Genomic DNA, 17,785 nt, shown 5'->3' on the forward strand with positions numbered 1-17,785 from the left:
GGTCACATTTATCACTATGGGAGAACTTATTCATACGTTGAAAACCGAAGAGATATCTAGGAAATCTCAGGTGCGACTAAAGAGATTACGAACCTCAAANTTAGTGATAATTGATGACTTAATGTTTATGGCAATGGATCAACGAGAAGCAAATTTATTCTTTCATTTAATTAACGATTTATATAATTCCTCCTCTATCATTTTGACTTCAAATAAGGGCCCAAGTGAATGGGGAGAACTTCTCGGTGATCCGGCAATTACAACTGCAATATTGGATAGAATTATTCATCGTGCCGAAATAATCCAGTTCACCGATGATAGTTATCGAATGAAACACCGAACTTCCATTTTTAAGGGATGAAATGTTCAAAATAAATCAGCGAAAAGTGTTCATTTCTACTTGACGGTCACAGATGCCTTAACAAATAGTAAGCTTCAACTGTTTGCTATTTAAATATTGTTCATTTTATGTTCATATTATCATGATATGCTTATTCCTATATTCTATTAAATCTACTATGTTAAGTATATCCCTTTGTTCTAAAATTAAAACTGGCTATACTTAAAGTAGAGGAGGACCATAAATGAAGAAATTAAAGTTATTAGTTGTTGATGATGATCCAAATATATGTGAATTGATCCGTTTATATTGTGAAAAAGAAGGATATGTAGTTAAAATAGCTTATTCTGGAACAGAAGGATTAAATACTTTTTTTGATGACGCTTTTGATTTACTCATTTTAGATATTATGTTACCAGGTCTTGACGGATGGGAATTGTGTAAAGAAATACGTTCTAGTTTCAAAACTCCTATTATTATGTTAACGGGCAAAGGAGAAAGTTATGACATTATTAAAGGTCTTGATTTAGGGGCAGATGATTACGTTGTTAAACCATTTGACCCAAATGAGCTAATTGCTAGAGTGAAAGCGGTACTTAGAAGATATAATGTATTAAATAGTGAACAGGAAATCATTTCATTTCCAACACTTGTTATTGATATGAAGCAATATAAAGTTCGATCTTATGAAGAAGAAATTACCCTTCCACCTAAAGAGATTGAGTTATTATTTTTTTTAGCTGCGAATGCTAATCGTGTTTTTACACGTCAACAATTGTTAGACCAAATTTGGGGTTATGACTTTGAAGGGGATCCTAGAACTGTAGATGTACACATAAAAAGAATTAGGGAAAAACTCGGTAAGAAAGCTATAGATTGGGAGCTTAAAACGTTAAGAGGTATTGGATATAAGTTCGAGGTGAAAGTACAGTGAAAAAGCGAAAAGTAAGCATTTTTATGAAGTTGTTTTTTACTTATTTAATAAGCTCTTTTGCTGCCTTTATCCTGTTTAGTTTTATTTTCTATTTATTGTTTAATAACAACTTAAAACAAAGTTTCCTTGATTCAATGGAAACTCAACAGGAACAAGTTGTACAAATTTTAGAACTTGCTTATCAAGAAGAAAATAAAGAGGCGATCATTTCTACATTAAATATTATTAATGATCAAGAACATAGGAGTATTTTTATTTATGATGAAAATGGACAATTATTATATCGGTTCTCTACTTTGCAGGAACCTATTCATATTGAAGAGGAAATGGTACAGAAAGCACTTCAAGGAACGAGTGTTAAAGAATTTATTAAAGAAAAAGCTAATCCCTTATTTATTATGGCTTCTCCAATCGAAACTAATGAGTTTGACTTTGATGAAAAAGTAGTTGTTATTGCTCTTCACAACTATTTTGGAGTAGTAAACGGCATTAAAGGTTTATTTTTATTAGCTGGTGCAATAACAATTGTTGTCACTACGCTCTTTTTATATACTTTATCTAAGAAAATTACAGCACCATTACGAGAAATGAATCATGTTGCTATGGAATATGCAAAAGGAGATTTTACTAATAAGGTTAAGATTAAAAGTCAGGATGAAATTGGGCAATTAGGAAAAACATTTAATTATATGGCAAATGAATTATCAAGTTTGGATTTGATGAGAAAAGAGTTTGTGGCTAATGTTTCTCATGATATGCGATCGCCATTAACCTCAATTAATGGTTTCGTTGGTGCATTATTGGATGGAACTATTCCTAAAAATCAACAAAAGCGATATTTATATTTAATGAAAGATGAAACTGAACGATTAATAAAATTAGTTAATGATTTATTGGATATTGCTAGAATTGAAGCAGGACAAGTTTCTATTCAGCCTATTAACTATAATTTATCAGAACAAATTAGAAAACTAATTGCGAAAATGGAACCAGAATTAATAAAACATAATATAGACATTGAATTTCAAGGTAACCTAGATGAAGATATTGAAGTTTATGCAGACCCAAATCGTATGGACCAGGTTTTTGGAAATTTACTTCAAAATGCAGTTAATTTTTCACCGGAAAACGGATTAGTAACAATCGGAATTAATGAACTTAATCATAATGTAATGGTTATTATTAAAGACGAAGGAACTGGTATCAAAAAGGAAGAATTAAAGTATATTTGGGATCGCTTTTTTAAAGTTGATAAGGCCCGAAGTAAAAAGGGTGGGACAGGTATTGGTTTATCAATTGTTAAACATATCATTGACTTACATCAAGCAAAAATTGATGTGAAAAGTGAGGTTGGTGTAGGAACGACATTTTGTGTTACATTACCAAAGTTTAGTCTCAAAAAATGAAATATAATTACAATCTTGACAAGGACAGTGAATTCAAATTATAATTATATGAAATAGATAGAAAAATAATGTTAGACGAAATGATAGCCTCTATCAATGTTAAGAGATTAGCAAGGGTATGAGGAAATCAACAAGTAATCTTTCGAAATTTTTTTAAAATATAATTGAAATTTAAACAAACTATTAAAAAAATAAATATATATTTTGGTTGCTTAAGTAAGCACGAATTGTGAGTACAAAAGAGACCAGCGCTGATTTATTTTAATCATCGTTGGTCTCTTTTGGTTTTTAAAGATAAAATGTATAAAATTTTGAAGTTGGAAAGGTGTCTAGCTCTAGGAACTTGCGCTTTTCTTATTAAGGAGGGAATACTTGTGAAAAGATGGTTAGTAGTTATTGGAGCAATTTTAATTCAAATTAACTTGGGCGCTGTTTATGCATGGAGCCTTTTTAATCAACCATTAATAGAAAAATTTGGATGGGATAGAGAAGATATTGTTGTTACGTTCTCGATTACGATATTTATGCTTGCAGCTTGTGCGTTTATTGCTGGAAGAATTCAAGATAAAATTGGTCCTAGGTGGGTTGCCACAATAGGTGGTATTTTATTAGGACTTGGAGTAATGTTAGCAAGTCAAGCAACGACGATTTATCAATTATATTTATTTTATGGTATCGTTGGCGGTGCTGGGATTGGAATAACATATGTATGTCCACTTTCAGCGTGTGTAAAGTGGTTTCCAGATAAACGTGGGCTAATTAGTGGAGTAGCGGTAGCTGGTTTCGGTTTAGGTGGCTTAATCTACAAACCTATTATTTTATTTTTAATTGATAATTTTGGTGTATCTTCTGCTTTCCTATATTTAGGTATCATATACTTTGTGTTAGTAGTACTTGGAGCCCAATTATTATCGAACCCTGAAGCTGGTGATGAACTTAATAGTCATCAGAGTGACGGGGAAGCTTTAACTGTAGTGAGTGAACAATATTCTCCTAAGGAGATGTTAGGGACATATCAATTTTATCTACTTTGGTTTATGTATTTGTTTGGTACAATGGCTGGTTTACTAGTAATAAGTTTCGCAGTTGATATTGGTTTAGAATTAGTAAAACTAGATGTTGTAACAGCTAGTAATGCAGTAATGGTAATAGCACTATTTAATGCAGGTGGACGGATTATATTAGGTAAAATATCAGATAATATTGGTAGAATTAATACTCTGATTTTAATGTATGGAACAACTACACTCATAATGCTCTATATGAGTTTTGGAACAATGAACTATTTAACGTTTTTAATTTCCGTTTCTTTAATTGGTTTTTGTTTTGGCGGATTTTTGGCTTTGTTTCCATCTGTAACTGCTGATTTTTACGGAACAAAAAATATTGGAGCTAACTATGGAATAATGTATCTAGCTTATGGTATCTCGGCTTTTGTAGGTCCAATCATTATTAAATATATTTCTTTTTCTAGTGCATTTTTATTAGCTGCAATTATTTCTCTAATAGCAATTATTTTGGCTAAAGTAATAGTTACTCCAAAAATGCAAACAGTAGTTGACTTTAGTAATGAACCTTTAGAAAAAGTTAACTAATCTAATAATTAAATAGATAATAAAAGATCAAAACTTGGTTAAAAGCCTTGTTTTGATCTTTTATTTAATAATCAGAATTTATTAATTTCTAACTTGGAAACTGTCTATTTTAGTTTAGCAGTTACAAGGCGCCATCGGCTCGATCACTTCAGTCAAGCTTCTGACTTCACTGACTTCCTGGATTGCTTCTTTGATGATGCTTCATGCTACTTTGCTTCAAGGAAGCCTACTTCGAAGCTTTGCTGTCAGACGCAGAAGCACATAGATTGCGGTCAAAGAGCAGACCGCTACTTGCCGACCTTCCAGTGTTTGTCGCCGATAGGCGGGCGCCTTGCGCTTTTCTTAAGATATTGTACTTTGATTACTAAACCTGAACTTACATGAATGGAGTAATATATGTCATAAAAGAGCATTGCCTTAATAAATCTAGGCAATGCTCCTTTATTTACATATTCGCTTTTATTAGAATTTTGTATGATAACTTTCAAGTTCCCAACCGTGAACAGTTGTACGGAAGCTATCCCACTCTTTACGTTTTAGTTCAACATACTCACCAAATACATGTTCACCAAGAGTTGCTTTTCCGATATCTCCTTCTTCGAATGCATTTAATGCAAACTCTAAGCTAGATGGTAAGTGGTCAATTTCACGCATTTTTAGTTCTTCACTTGTCATACTGAAAATATCATCTGTAACTTCTTCAGGGGTAACAAGTTTGTTATTGACACCGTCTAATCCAGCAGATGCGATCAAAGCAAATGCTAAGTATGGATTAGCTGATGGGTCCGGACAACGGATTTCTACACGAGTTCCAGCGCCACGTGTAGCTGGAATACGTATTAATGCTGAGCGGTTAGAAGCAGACCAAGCAATATAACAAGGAGCTTCGTATCCAGGTACTAAACGCTTATATGAGTTAATTAATGGGTTAGTAACAGCAACAAAGTTTTTTACGTTTTTAATTAGTCCAGCAATAAATTGGTATGCTTTCTCTGAAAGTTGTCTAGAGTCTGTTTCATCATAAAATGCATTTGCTTGCTTTTCATTATCGAATAATGAAATATTTACGTGCATTCCACTACCATTTTCACCTGCAATAGGTTTAGGCATAAATGTTGCATGTAATCCAAATTTCTTAGCAATTGTTTTAACTACCCACTTATAAGTTGTTGCTAAGTCTGCTGCAGATAAGGCATTATTATATTTGAAGTTAATTTCGTGTTGTCCCCTTGCTACTTCATGGTGAGATGCTTCGATTGTGAAGCCCATTTGTTTAAGAGCACGATAAATTTCTAAACGAACTTTTTCTCCATTATCATGTGGAGATGGCTCGAAGTATCCAGCGAAATCTTGAGTTTGTTGAGTTGGACGCCCAAGCTCATCAGTTTCAAATAAGAAAAACTCAAGTTCTGGTCCTACACTAATTGAATAGCCTTGGTCTGCCGCTTTTTCAACAGTTTTTTTCAATACATTTCGAGGGTCACCTTCAAAATCGTCTCCAGTTGGAGTCTTTACACTACAAATGAAACGTGCTTCAGAGTAACCTTCTTCAACTGACCAAGGAAGAACTGCGAAAGTGTTTAAGTCAGGTTGTAAATATAAGTCTGATTTATTTATAGGCGAGAAGCCTTTAATTGACGATCCGTCGAACATGATTTTTCCGTCTACTACTTGCTCTAATTGTTCAACAGTAACTGTAACGTGTTTTAAAATTCCTTCAATGTCAACAAATTGTAAATGAAGAAGTTCAACACTTTTTTCTTTTATTACTTCTTTAATACTTTCTAACGTTTCCGCTTGACTTGTTGTTACTGACATTTTTTATCCATCCCCTTTAGTGTTTCTTTACTAACATCTTTTGTTATGGTTAGATTTTAGAATAAATTTAGCAGTTTGTAATAGATTTGGTTAAGTAATCTGACAAACTATTTATATAATACAAAAAAGGAAATTTCTTCATTAATATTAGTAGTAATCTATGATGAGAGCAACAATTATTTTTCTAATATATGTTGACATAAAAAGTAGGAAAAATTAAAATCAAGATTAACAACGTTGTTAACTTATTGCGTTTAAATTGTTTTCAGAAAAATTAGGGGAAGAAGTGTAGCAGATGTCAAAAGTTGAAGAACTTTCAATAAGTAAAATATTGCTATTTTTTATTCCGTTAGGCTTATCGGCTAGTTTAGTAACTATTTCCCACATCATTATTAATGGTACTTTAACGAGAGGGGACAATCCGGAAATTATTATCGCAAGCTATGTTATTGCGATGAGTTTATTTGCAATAACAGAACGGCTAGGTGTTTTGTTACGTCATACTTGTTCAGCCTTAGTGCGAGACAAAATATCGTATAAGGCAATGTCAATGGTAGGGCTTTATGTTATTAGTTCATTAATGATTGTTTCATTGTTAATTGCATATACACCAATTGGAAACTTGATTTTTGCGACATTTTATGGGGCAAAGGCAGATGTTGTGGATCAAATTGTTGATGTCTATCAAGTTTTAGTTTTTGTGATATTATTTTCAGCAATTAGATGTTTGTATCAAGGGGTCATCATCTTAAATCGACAAACAAAATGGTTAACGATTGGAATGATTATTCGATTAATTGGTATGTACTTATTATCTCTTTATTTTATCCATACCGGTAATATTACAGCCAAATCAGGTGCCTATATTTTTTTGTTGGGTATGTTTATTGAGAGTGTAGTTAGTTTTGTTGAAGGGCGTCTGCTCGTAAAAAAAATGATTAATAAAGATGAAAATCATAAGATTACTACCCAAAGACAAGTATTTCGCTTTTATAAACCGTTAATATTTTCAACATTAATTATTGTTTTAGTAAGTCCGATAATCAATGCATTTTTAGGTAAGACAACCGATGTCGAATTGGCAATAGCCTCATATGCGATTGCTTTAAGTATCACTCAATTAATCTTGAGCTTTTTCACATATACTCATCAGATAGTCCTTACCTTTTATAAAGATCATAGTGAAAAAGTAAAAAGCTTTACATTAATTGCAGGTTTTGTTCCAACAATTATTTTAGGAATCTTTTGCTTTACTTCTATTGGGCCTTTTTTTATCGAGACCGTTCTTGGGGCAAATGAAAGATTGTTAGAAGCAAGTATGCAAAGTTTACGAGTGTTTTTATTAATGACAATAGTTTTTCCTTTTCTTGATTTTACAAATGGGCTTTTATTACTTAGAAGTCAAACAAAGGTAATGGTACTTTCTCAAGGAACTAACGTTGCAGTTACGTTGGTTGTTCTTTTCATTGCTGCGGCTGTTGTACCAGAATGGAACGGAATGATAGGAGCGTTAGCGCAATCAATTGGGCTAATAGCAGAACTCTTTGTAGTTGGATTTTTTATTGTAATGTACAAAAAAGGTGCTCACCGTCTGACCTCTAAGGAGACTGAAAGAGAAAAAGCTGTTTGATAAATACATCACTCTATTATTGTGTTTGAATGATATAGATGTTGTAAACTACTCACCACTTAACTTGTTACGAAATTTGCAGTGGGGGCTTCTTGTTAGTTCCACGACGAAGGCAACCTTTCATCTCCCTAAGCGTTACTTCCCGTCATTCCCTGGAAGTTCTTACGTTACCTTGATTATTTTACCAGTGGAAGAAAGTATCTTGGTGTTCGAATAATCATTAATGTTCGAAATAATCATTCACTTAGAAATTTACAAATAAAGTGTTTTTATGATTACTACTAATATAGAATTTTAATTTACAATGTTTTAGAAGTATCAGCTTTTAAAATCCTATTTATATAGGGAAGGAGACTGGGACCAAATGGAATTAATGAAGAAAGAAAAGAAAGCGCTTTTAAAACCTATGGAAGAATTGTTCAGTGATTTTTTTCCTTGGTTAGCAGGTCAGTATGACAAGGAAAGTGGTGGATTTTACTACGCAGAGAGCTCTAAAAATGTAGAGAACTACTTACCTGATATTGAATCTACTGCCCAAGCATTGAATATTCTTGAAAGGTACCAACTGATTGAACGCATGCCAATTGAGATGAAACAAAAGGTAATTACATTTTTACAGCAAAAACAAAACGAAAATACTGGATACTTTCTTGATGATAATCCTAACATGGTCAATGATGAAGTAATGGTAGCTAGAGCAATAGGTTATTGTTCAAATAGGTTGATGAAATTTGGTAAGAAACCTTTATATCCATTACCTAAAAAGGATTCATCAGCACCCACTTATATGGAATCTACAGAAACCTACAAAGATTGGCTAAGTAACATAGATTTACGTAATAGTTGGAGAGGGTGTGATCGATTAGGAGTATCAGCAGTGTATTTAGCACAATTGTCTGATGATACACGTCAAGACTATTTAAATGTTGCACTTGACTTTTTTAAGGAAATCCAAGATCCAAAGACAGGTCTATGGGGAGAAGGCTCAATGTATGTCCGCATATCTGGAACTTTTAAGTTACATACCTTTTACAGTAAGTTTAATATCCCATTACCGAGAAGAGAGAAAATCTATGAAAGTATTTTAGCTTGTTTAAAAACTGAAACAGCAACTGATATGTGCTATATAAGGAACTCTGTAAATTTATTAGATTATTTGGATCTAAAAATGCCAAAATCTGATTTGTTCGACGTTATTAAAATTACGACTGAGAATATGAAGAAACTGAAACGGCTAGATGGGGGCTTTTCTAGAGAAATTGAAAATTCTCCTTCTGCACCTAATGTTGCCCAAGTGAAACAGGGTGATTATTATCCTGACATGCCAGTGGCAGTTCATTTAAGCCAAGGGCTATATGAAGGAGATATGAATGCCTCAACTCAAGCAGTGTTAATTCATATGTTATGTTATCGTTTGGCGAATTTAGAATTCGATTATCGACATCCAAATTTTGAAAGTTTTTATTCGATGATTGACTCATCGTGGGTATAAAAATGTGGCATTGGTTACGTGTACCAAAAGAGAAAAGGTTATCAAGGCAAGCGATTATCACTCTGTCTAATCATGGGATTTTTCAGTTTGGAAACTCATTATCTAATATCTTTGTAAACTTATATTTATGGAGATTAACAAATGATTTATGGATTAACGGTGCTTATAATTTAATTACGCTTTTAGCAGCACCACTAGCAACAATATTAATTGGTAAAATAGCGAAACAGAAAGACAGATTGATTATTTACCGTTTAGGTATTTTCTTAACAGCGATTTTTTATCTATGTATTTTACTAGCTATGGAAAGAATGGTTGACTATTTTTACTTGTTTGCTTTATTAAAAGGTGTTTCGACTTCTTTTTATTGGCTTGGGCATTTTACACTTATGTACGATTTCTCCACGAACAATAATCGCCATCGTTATTTAGGCTTTAATATGATTGTTAATAATATTTCCCAGCTAACCGGACCAGCATTAGCGGGATTAATTATTGGGATTTGGGCTGATTTAACTGGGTATGGAATTGTTTTTGGATTAGCATTTGTGATGTTTTTCGTTGCATCTATCGGAAGTTTACGGATGGAGAAGGCCCCGACACATCATAAAACATATTATCTAAAATACACTTTTCAAATGTTACGAAAATATCGAAACTTCTCCCGATCGTTAGCAGGATGGTATATTATCGGTTTACCGCAAGGAATAATGATGTATGTGCCTGCAATTTTAATGTTTAATGTATTTGGAAGAGAAGATATTATCGGTCTGATGAATATAGTTTTCTTTAGTTTAACAATTATGAGTAGTTATTTAGTTTCACGCTATGCTTCAATTGAAAAAACAGGGCTTTATATGCTTTTAGCAGCGATTGGCTTTTCATTAGGATCTACTTTACTTTTATGGGAGATTGCAGTATGGTCTGTCGTTATATTTATGGTCATTCATCATGTATTTAACCCGTTACATTCTAACACATATACTGCACATTACTATCAAATGATGGATGAACTACCACTAAATAAGAACTTCCGTATTGAATCGATTGTTGTTAGGGAAACTGCAATTAATTTAGGAAGAGCGACAAGCGTTATCATAGTTATGTTAACCATTCAAAATGTTTATGCATCATTTTTACCATGGTTATTATTTATTATGATGATTTTACAATTTAATTTACAGTGGGCGGTTAAGAGAGTAAAAAAAATAGATAGCAAGACAAGTTTAAAACAAGCACGTTAGTAAAAAAATTAGGAGGTTTTATAAATGAGTAATATTGGAAAATGGGAGAATGCAGAGCCGGGAGTAAAGAGAAAAATATTTGAACCAGGAAAGTCATTGATGATGATGGAAGTTCACTTTGAACCTGGTGCCCAAGGGTATGAACATAGCCATCCTCACGAGCAACTAACATACTGTATTCAAGGGAAAATGGAATTTAAAATTGAAGGAGAAGCTAAAGTTATATCAGCCGGTGAAACATTAGTTATTCCTAGTAATGCTAAACATGGTGCTAAAGCCCTTGAAAAATCAATAATTGTTGATGTATTTACACCATTAAGAGAAGATTTACTAAAGGTCTAAGCCATAGAGTTAGGAATAATGGTTCGTAAATATTCGCTGGGAAATAAAATTACAATTGTTAGGAGGATTTGATGTGTCTATAGGTATACTAGCGCATTTATGTCAAAAAGGTTCTTTTGAAGATGTTGCAAAAAGTGTTGGGGCTTACGGTTTAAACCATGTTCAACTAGCTTTATGGAAAGCATTCAATGATTATGATTTCACTAAACCAGGACTGTTAAGCCCAGGACTTGTAAAAAAAATTAAAGGTGAATTTCGAAAAAATGGAGTATCGATTTCGGTTTTAGGGTGTTATTTACATTTGTTTGATCGAGATGAGGAAAAAAGAAGAGTAAATATAGAAAGATTTAAAGAAATTCTTCGTCATGCGAAGTTTTTTGGAGTGCCAACTGTTGCAGTTGAAGTAGGAAAGCTTCCTAATCATGATTTTAATGATCAAGATTGGCTTAATTTAAAGAATACATTAAATGAATTAGTCGAGGAAGCTGAGAAATGGGGCGTTTTCATTGGAATTGAGCCTGCTGAGTTTCATATGGTTGATAATGCTATAAAGCTTAAACAGCTTTTAGATGAAGTTTCGTCAACGAATATTGGAGTAGTACTGGATCCTGGTAATTTAATTACATTAGAAAACATTCATAAACAAGATGAAGTTATTGAAGAAATGTACAGCTTATTAGGTAGTAAAGTGCTTGCATTTCAAGCAAAGGATTGTCTAGTGAATGAAGCTGGAGAAATGACATGGGTTCCGGTTGGAAAAGGACAATTAAATTATGAATTAATCTTTAAGAAGTTGTTTGAATATAAGCCACATGTAGACATAATACTTGATGCTGTAAAACCAGAAAATATAGTAGAAACAAAACAATACGTTGAGAAAATGATCAAAGATACAACAATGGCTGTAAAAAAATAATCAAACAAAGGCTTCCCGCTTATTATACGGGGAGCTTTGTTCATCATAATATTCAAGAAATTATTAGTATATGTTAGGAATTTATTGTATCTACTTATAGACAGAGTTAAAAGGTGAAACCAAGTTGAGTGTATGTTAATGATTATGTGATTCTAAAATTATTGTATTGATCGACTAGAAATTCAACAATTGCTTTACGCATTTCTGCATTTTCTTCATGACCACAATCAAACAGTTTTAAACTCCAATTTCCTGAACTACCTTCATTTACGTAAACTTCTTTTAATATAGGGTCAATCCGTTCTAAACCAATCGTTGGTATTAGTAAATCATGGATCCCAGCTACACTTAAATGAGGTCTTGGTGAGATTAATGAGTTAATTTGAGCTGTTGTAAAATGTTGTAGCAATTTTGGAACATAAAAATAAAAACCATGTTTATCTAGACGATCCAATTCAATCAACGCTTGGAAATCTGCTAGTCCACAAATATCGATGCACCATTTAACTCGAGTGTCTAAAGCTGATAACCACCAAGCCATAATTCCACCCATTGACATACCCATCGTACTTATGTGAGCAGTATTAACATCTGAGCGAGTATGTAAATAATCAATAGCTTTAACACTATCAAAAACTCTCATTCCCCATAAAGTTTGCCCATTCCATAGCATTTCTTTATAAAGGGAGCTTTCTGTACGATAATTTCTTTCACCAAAGCCCCATGCATCAATACAAAGAACCGCATAACCAATTTTCGTTAACTCAATAGCAAAAGATGGCGATTCTAAATAACTATTACCAGATATTAATTCATCTTTACCTACATGAAACTTGCCACCATGGGAATGATTAAATAAAATAGTTGGTAGTTTACTATTACCAGAGTTTAGTGGCTTTACAAAGTATGCAGGAACAGGCTCAATACCATTTAAGTGTAATTGAAGTTTTTCCAGTGTGTAATACCCAAAATCTTCTACTGTTATTAACTCACTAGAGATTACATTGCTTTTTTCAGGTAAATCCCCTAATAAAGAAAAAAGTCGTATACGTTGTGCTTGTTTATCCATGTTTCACCTCATAGTAATGTACTTAGGAAAGCTCAGTTTAAGAACACCGCTTATACCATTTATCATAACAAAAAAACTAAGAAATAGGTGATGGAACATGTCAATTTTATTATGGCCTGAAGGTGCCCCTTTCAGTAAAGGAAAGAAAGAAGAAGATATTCCGTTGTTAACTCCATTTATTGTTGAAGGAAAAGAAAAAAATGGAGCAATGATTGTTTGTCCAGGAGGGGGCTATAGCCATCGTGCTAAGCATGAGGGTGCTCCTATTTGTGAATGGTTAAATAGTATTGGAATTTCAGCTTTTCTTCTTGATTATCGAGTTTCCCCTAATAACCATCCAGTTCCATTGTTAGATGCTAAACGTGCATTACGATATGTACGATATCATGCTGAAAAATGGGAGATAGATGAAGCAAAGATTGGCATATTAGGGTTTTCAGCAGGTGGACATCTAGCTGCTACATTAGGGACACAATTTGACTTAGGTGATCCTAATTCAAGCGATCCGATTGATAAACAAAGCTGTAAACCTGATGTAATGGTTTTATGCTATCCTGTTATATCATTTGTCGAACATTATCATGAAGGTTCAATTAATATGCTACTTGGTGAAGAGAGTACCGAAGAAGAGCGGATGTTATTATCAGTAGAAAAACAAGTTACAGAAAATACACCACCAACATTCCTTTGGCATACTGCTGATGATGCATCTGTCCCAGTGGAAAATAGTTTGGCTCTTTCCAAGTCTCTCAGCAGACATAATGTTCCTTTTGAATTACACATTTTTCAAAATGGAAGACACGGATTAGGGTTGGCAACTAAAGAAAACCTACATGTTGCTCAATGGACGGACCTTTGTAATAAGTGGTTGAAAAAGCAAGGCTATTGACGGGTAATCATAATCTTCTCTGCGAATAATCACATTTATTCACTTATAAAAAGTTGATTATCCTTATCATAAAGAATAATCCTTTTCTCAGATGCGCGAAAACGCTACCAATAAATATTGATTAAGCCTCAAAAGAATAAAATCTAATTAATAAAAGCAACAAACTCTTATTAGTACTGATCTTTTAATAGGAAAATATATTTTATTTTAATGCAATATAGTGGTAAATATCGAAGAAAGCGCATTCGTGTAAGGTAATGATTATATACGAAATTGCGTTGGGTTATTTATAGTAAGGATGTACCAACCGAGTTTAAAACTCATCAATAAACACTTAAGGAGTGATTGAAGAGGGGGTTTAATTAAAGAGATATCCATAATTATGAAAGCGTTATCGTGATAGGCGACATTTATTGAAGAAGGATGAAGGTTGTAAAAAAATACCTTAAGTATTAACATTCTAATTTAATTAATTGAGCTTAAATTTACGGAATGTAGCACATTTTATTCTTGTCTCTTAAATTAAATGGTAAAAATAGCAAATGGGAACCTTTAGATATTAAGTAAATTCCTTTACTGGAAAAATTAATTAATATCTAACTATTTCAAAATAGTTTATACTATTAAATGGAATTTACAAATTTTGTTTAATCTTTATGATAAACAAACAACCCAATTTGCTAGATTAAGAGAACTAAAAAATTTGGAGGTTGAAAAGATGAAGATTTTTAAAAAGAAAAGATTCTTTACTACTTGTGTTGCTCTAACATTAGCAGCAATGTTAACAGCTTGTGGCGGCGGTAATAATGAAAGCGCTTCGAGTAATCAGTCAAACAATGATAATAGTGGTGAGGCAATACAAGATGAATCGCCATTCGAAATTTCTATTATGATGAACCTTCATACACCTGAAGTACCAAGTGATAGAATTTTAAAAATGGTAGAAGAAAAAACAAACACAATTTTAGATATTCAATTCGTTCCTGATGCTAACTATAATGACCGCTTAAACACAGCTTTCGCAACAGGTTCCCTTCCAATGGTTGTTCCAATGAACTTCCAAATGTTTAACCAATTTAAAGATGCGATCCGCGATGAGCAATTTTGGGAAGTTGGAGCATATCTTGATGAGTTTGAAAACTTAAGTAAATTAAAGCCAGAAATTTTAGATAACACTAGAGTTGATGGAAAGATTTATTCTTTATACCAAGGACGTCCTTTATCTCGTCAAGGTATTATTTACCGTAAAGACTGGGCAGACAATCTTGGAATTTCAGCTCCAACAACAGTTGAAGAATTCTTTGAAATGGCAAGAGCATTTACTGAAGACGATCCAAATGGTTCTGGTCAAAAAGATACTTTTGGTGTAACTGACCGTAGTGATTTAGTATATGGTGCATTCAAAACTATCGCTTCTTGGCATGAGGTACCGAACGATTTTGGTATTAAAGATGGACAAATTTTACCTGAATTTATGTTCCCAGAATATATGGATACTTTAAATTATGTGAGAGATCTACATTCTAACGGTTATATGAACCAAGACTTCCCTGTAACTAGTAAAAACGACCAACAAGCATTATTCAAAAATGGTACAGCAGGAATTTATGTAGGTTCAATGCCTGATTCAAACTCTTTATGGAATGACATTCGAACTCTTAACCCTGATGCAGTTCTTGATGTTCATAACTATGTAGAAGGACCACAGGGTGAGTATGGTATTTGGTCAATCCCTGGTTTTGGTAGTGTTGTTATGTTCCCTAAATCTTCTATTAAAACAGAAGACGAGTTAAGAAAAGTTTTAGCTTTCTATGATGCAATGATGACTCCTGAAATTTCTAACCTTCTTAACCGTGGTATTGAAGGAGAACACTATGAGGTAATCGATGGTGGAGCTAGAGTTCTTGATCAAAATTTATTTGATAATGAAGTTAGACCTTATTTATCACTTGAAATTGGTGAACCTGAAACAAATGGTCGTTATGACGCTTACTTCGAATATGACGTTCAAGTAAAAGCTCTTGAATTACAAGCTGATAACGAAAACTATTTAATTCGTAACGAAGCGTTAACACTAGATTCAGATACTTTCGTAGTAGATGGCCCTAGATTATATCAAATCATTGAAGATGCTACAATTAGATTTATCCTTGGTCAAATTGACGAAGCTGGATTTGAAGCAGCGGTTGAAAACTGGAAATCTCAAGGTGGAAACAAAATTATCGAAGAATTCACTGCTTCATATAACGCTCAAAACTAATAACAGCTAGTAAAAAACTAACTCACAATTGTGGGTTAGTTTTTTTTACATAGTCAGAATTTATAAATTTCTAACTTGGAAACTGTCTAGCGCAAGCGCCCTACGAATAGAAAGCTTCATACTGTTTCGTATATGATAAGTCGGCTACTGATTATAATTACTACGTGAAAGACTATTTTTATAGCTACATACTCTTTATGTTTTGCGATTCCACATATGTTTTCGTAACTAATTCGTTATATAACTATAGATAGAAAAAGTGTCATTAGAGTTACCCTATACTCAATTTAGTATATGAGCAAATTATCGTTAGTTAAGGTTTCATTCAGGTCTAGAGGAATAGAAATAATAATCCGATAGACTAATCGTAGTCTAGAAGACAAGATCAATCCTAGTTTGCTTAAAATGAATATCGTTGTAACAAAGCTGAACTCCAATCAGTAGAGGGGTTCCTTCATCCCCTATTGATTGTTAGTTTTACTTATACCACGGGATAAATCCAGAACTGAATTAATTAAAATATATAACAAAAGGAAAGTCTTTATCAATAAGAGAGTATATCTACTTACATCTTGAGAAGAAAAATAGTCATTTAAGAGTTAATAGGAAGTATATTTACACCGATTGTTCTAGAAGAAACGACAATAGTTAATTTTAATAAACGTTATCATTGTTAATTATCATGTTAATAATCAATCTCTCAGTTTATCGTGTAAACCCTTATAAAATAAGGGATGTAAGCACCTTCATAACGTGATGATTATAGCTGTAATTCAAATAATCGATTAAAGTTGAGTCATGGGAAGCAAACAGGTTTTGAAGTAAAGAGATATGAAAAATATTAGTTTAAGAAAGGTAGATGAATATGGAAAAAAATTTAGCAGTCGAAAAACAAATTCCACCACAATCTCCAAAAGCTAAAAAACGAGAGAAACTATGGAGACAAATTAAGAAAAACAAAATGATTTATTTAATGATTACTCCAGGTATTTTGTATTTCTTAATTTATAAGTATTTACCTATGTACGGGCTAGTAATTGCTTTTCAAGATTACAAACCTTATTTGGGAATTTCAGATAGTGAATGGGTAGGATTAAAGCATTTTGAACGACTATTTACAAGTGCAGAATTTGGAATGATCTTTAAAAATACGTTAACCTTATTCGCAATGCAAATATTTATTTACTTCCCGATACCAATTATTTTAGCACTTATGCTTAATGAAGTAAGAAAAGAATTTTTCAAACGAAGTATTCAAACTTTAATTTATATTCCTCATTTTATGTCATGGGTTGTAATCGTTTCCATTAGTTATGTAATGCTAACTTTAGATGGTGGTTTAATCAACGGTCTGTTAGAAGCAATCGGCTTAAATAAAATAAACTTTTTACTAAATGCTGATTGGTTTAGACCGATGTACATTATTCAAGTCATTTGGAGAGAAGCAGGTTGGGGTACAATCATCTTCTTAGCGGCTATATCTGCTGTTGATCCATCTCTTTATGAAGCGGCAAGAATGGATGGTGCAAATCGTTTCCAACAAATGTGGCATATTACAATTCCGGCAATTAAAAGCGTAATCGTTGTCTTACTAATTTTAAAAGTTGGAGATGTTTTAGAGTTAGGTTTTGAGCATATCTTCCTATTATTAAATGCAGCTAATCGTGAAGTGGCAGAAATCTTTGATACGTATGTATATACTGCAGGTTTAAAGCAAGGTCAATTTAGTTACAGTACAGCAGTTGGGTTCTTTAAAGGGTTTGTAGGTTTAATTTTAATTATGTTCGCTAACTGGGCAGCTAAGAAAGCTGGAGAAGAAGGCGTATACTAAAGCTCATTAATTAAAGGAG

At 32.9% G+C, this 17,785-nt stretch carries 14 protein-coding genes; 12 read left to right on the forward strand and 2 right to left on the reverse strand.

Annotated features, from left to right (window positions below):
- The 4 genes from BKP37_RS07755 to BKP37_RS07770 form a co-directional block, all read left to right on the forward strand.
- Window positions 1-361 (forward strand): ATP-binding protein (locus BKP37_RS07755; RefSeq protein WP_245712470.1); only part of this gene is annotated, 361 nt, incomplete at its 5' end.
- 223 nt (window positions 362-584) lie between these two features.
- Window positions 585-1,274 (forward strand): response regulator transcription factor, encoded by a 690-nt coding sequence (locus BKP37_RS07760; protein ID WP_071309047.1) that lies wholly within the window; start codon window positions 585-587, stop codon window positions 1,272-1,274.
- On the forward strand, window positions 1,271-2,680 hold the full coding sequence (locus tag BKP37_RS07765) for a sensor histidine kinase (protein ID WP_071309048.1): 1,410 nt from the start codon (window positions 1,271-1,273) through the stop codon (window positions 2,678-2,680). The genes BKP37_RS07760 and BKP37_RS07765 overlap by 4 nt, the downstream gene beginning before the upstream one ends.
- A gap of 374 nt (window positions 2,681-3,054) precedes the next feature.
- Window positions 3,055-4,275, forward strand: coding sequence for an L-lactate MFS transporter (locus BKP37_RS07770; RefSeq protein WP_071309049.1), 1,221 nt, complete (start codon window positions 3,055-3,057; stop codon window positions 4,273-4,275).
- A gap of 462 nt (window positions 4,276-4,737) precedes the next feature.
- On the opposite strand, the gene glnA is transcribed toward BKP37_RS07770, so the two are convergent.
- On the reverse strand, window positions 4,738-6,093 hold the full coding sequence (glnA, locus tag BKP37_RS07775) for a type I glutamate--ammonia ligase (RefSeq protein ID WP_071309050.1): 1,356 nt from the start codon (window positions 6,091-6,093) through the stop codon (window positions 4,738-4,740).
- A gap of 295 nt (window positions 6,094-6,388) precedes the next feature.
- Here glnA and BKP37_RS07780 point away from each other — a divergent pair, with 295 nt between their 5' ends.
- The 5 genes from BKP37_RS07780 to BKP37_RS07800 all read left to right on the forward strand — a co-directional run bounded on the left by BKP37_RS07780 (window position 6,389) and on the right by BKP37_RS07800 (window position 11,717).
- Window positions 6,389-7,723 carry a multi antimicrobial extrusion protein MatE gene (locus BKP37_RS07780; protein ID WP_071309051.1) on the forward strand — a complete coding sequence of 445 codons (1,335 nt, stop codon included), beginning with the start codon at window positions 6,389-6,391 and terminating at the stop codon, window positions 7,721-7,723.
- A 364-nt stretch (window positions 7,724-8,087) separates the two neighbouring features.
- Window positions 8,088-9,215, forward strand: a complete 1,128-nt coding sequence (locus BKP37_RS07785; protein ID WP_084034590.1) for a prenyltransferase/squalene oxidase repeat-containing protein — start codon at window positions 8,088-8,090, stop codon at window positions 9,213-9,215.
- 2 nt (window positions 9,216-9,217) lie between these two features.
- Complete coding sequence (locus BKP37_RS07790) at window positions 9,218-10,459, forward strand: MFS transporter (RefSeq protein WP_071309052.1); 1,242 nt, start codon at window positions 9,218-9,220, stop codon at window positions 10,457-10,459.
- 24 nt (window positions 10,460-10,483) lie between these two features.
- Window positions 10,484-10,801 (forward strand): cupin domain-containing protein, encoded by a 318-nt coding sequence (locus tag BKP37_RS07795; RefSeq protein WP_071309053.1) that lies wholly within the window; start codon window positions 10,484-10,486, stop codon window positions 10,799-10,801.
- Window positions 10,802-10,874: 73 nt separating this feature from the next.
- Complete coding sequence (locus tag BKP37_RS07800) at window positions 10,875-11,717, forward strand: sugar phosphate isomerase/epimerase family protein (RefSeq protein WP_071309054.1); 843 nt, start codon at window positions 10,875-10,877, stop codon at window positions 11,715-11,717.
- 142 nt (window positions 11,718-11,859) lie between these two features.
- Here the strand turns inward: BKP37_RS07800 and BKP37_RS07805 are convergent, their stop codons facing one another.
- A complete protein-coding gene (locus tag BKP37_RS07805) occupies window positions 11,860-12,786 on the reverse strand; it encodes an alpha/beta hydrolase family protein (protein ID WP_071309055.1) in 927 nt (308 codons plus the stop codon).
- 97 nt (window positions 12,787-12,883) lie between these two features.
- Here BKP37_RS07805 and BKP37_RS07810 point away from each other — a divergent pair, with 97 nt between their 5' ends.
- The 3 genes from BKP37_RS07810 (at window position 12,884) to BKP37_RS07820 (ending at window position 17,766) form a co-directional block, all read left to right on the forward strand.
- The gene (locus BKP37_RS07810) at window positions 12,884-13,675 is read left to right on the forward strand and encodes an alpha/beta hydrolase (protein WP_071309056.1); all 792 of its coding nucleotides are present in this window, start codon (window positions 12,884-12,886) and stop codon (window positions 13,673-13,675) included.
- A gap of 718 nt (window positions 13,676-14,393) precedes the next feature.
- Window positions 14,394-15,935 carry an extracellular solute-binding protein gene (locus tag BKP37_RS07815; RefSeq protein ID WP_071309057.1) on the forward strand — a complete coding sequence of 514 codons (1,542 nt, stop codon included), beginning with the start codon at window positions 14,394-14,396 and terminating at the stop codon, window positions 15,933-15,935.
- Window positions 15,936-16,800: 865 nt separating this feature from the next.
- Window positions 16,801-17,766: an ABC transporter permease gene (locus tag BKP37_RS07820; protein WP_071309058.1), complete on the forward strand. Its 966-nt coding sequence runs from the start codon at window positions 16,801-16,803 to the stop codon at window positions 17,764-17,766.
- Window positions 17,767-17,785 lie beyond the last annotated feature (19 nt).

The sequence above is a fragment of the Anaerobacillus alkalilacustris genome (assembly GCF_001866005.1).
Classification (GTDB): domain Bacteria; phylum Bacillota; class Bacilli; order Bacillales; family Anaerobacillaceae; genus Anaerobacillus; species Anaerobacillus alkalilacustris.

Excerpts from the sequence above, each read along its gene's own strand:
- BKP37_RS07820 (WP_071309058.1), top strand. The coding sequence starts at position 16,801 with ATGGAAAAAAATTTAGCAGTCGAAAAACAAATTCCACCACAATCTCCA.
- BKP37_RS07780 (WP_071309051.1), top strand. The coding sequence starts at position 6,389 with ATGTCAAAAGTTGAAGAACTTTCAATAAGTAAAATATTGCTATTTTTT.
- BKP37_RS07805 (WP_071309055.1), bottom strand. The coding sequence starts at position 12,786 with ATGGATAAACAAGCACAACGTATACGACTTTTTTCTTTATTAGGGGAT.
- BKP37_RS07810 (WP_071309056.1), top strand. The coding sequence starts at position 12,884 with ATGTCAATTTTATTATGGCCTGAAGGTGCCCCTTTCAGTAAAGGAAAG.
- BKP37_RS07760 (WP_071309047.1), top strand. The coding sequence starts at position 585 with ATGAAGAAATTAAAGTTATTAGTTGTTGATGATGATCCAAATATATGT.
- BKP37_RS07815 (WP_071309057.1), top strand. The coding sequence starts at position 14,394 with ATGAAGATTTTTAAAAAGAAAAGATTCTTTACTACTTGTGTTGCTCTA.
- BKP37_RS07790 (WP_071309052.1), top strand. The coding sequence starts at position 9,218 with ATGTGGCATTGGTTACGTGTACCAAAAGAGAAAAGGTTATCAAGGCAA.
- BKP37_RS07795 (WP_071309053.1), top strand. The coding sequence starts at position 10,484 with ATGAGTAATATTGGAAAATGGGAGAATGCAGAGCCGGGAGTAAAGAGA.
- BKP37_RS07785 (WP_084034590.1), top strand. The coding sequence starts at position 8,088 with ATGGAATTAATGAAGAAAGAAAAGAAAGCGCTTTTAAAACCTATGGAA.
- glnA (WP_071309050.1), bottom strand. The coding sequence starts at position 6,093 with ATGTCAGTAACAACAAGTCAAGCGGAAACGTTAGAAAGTATTAAAGAA.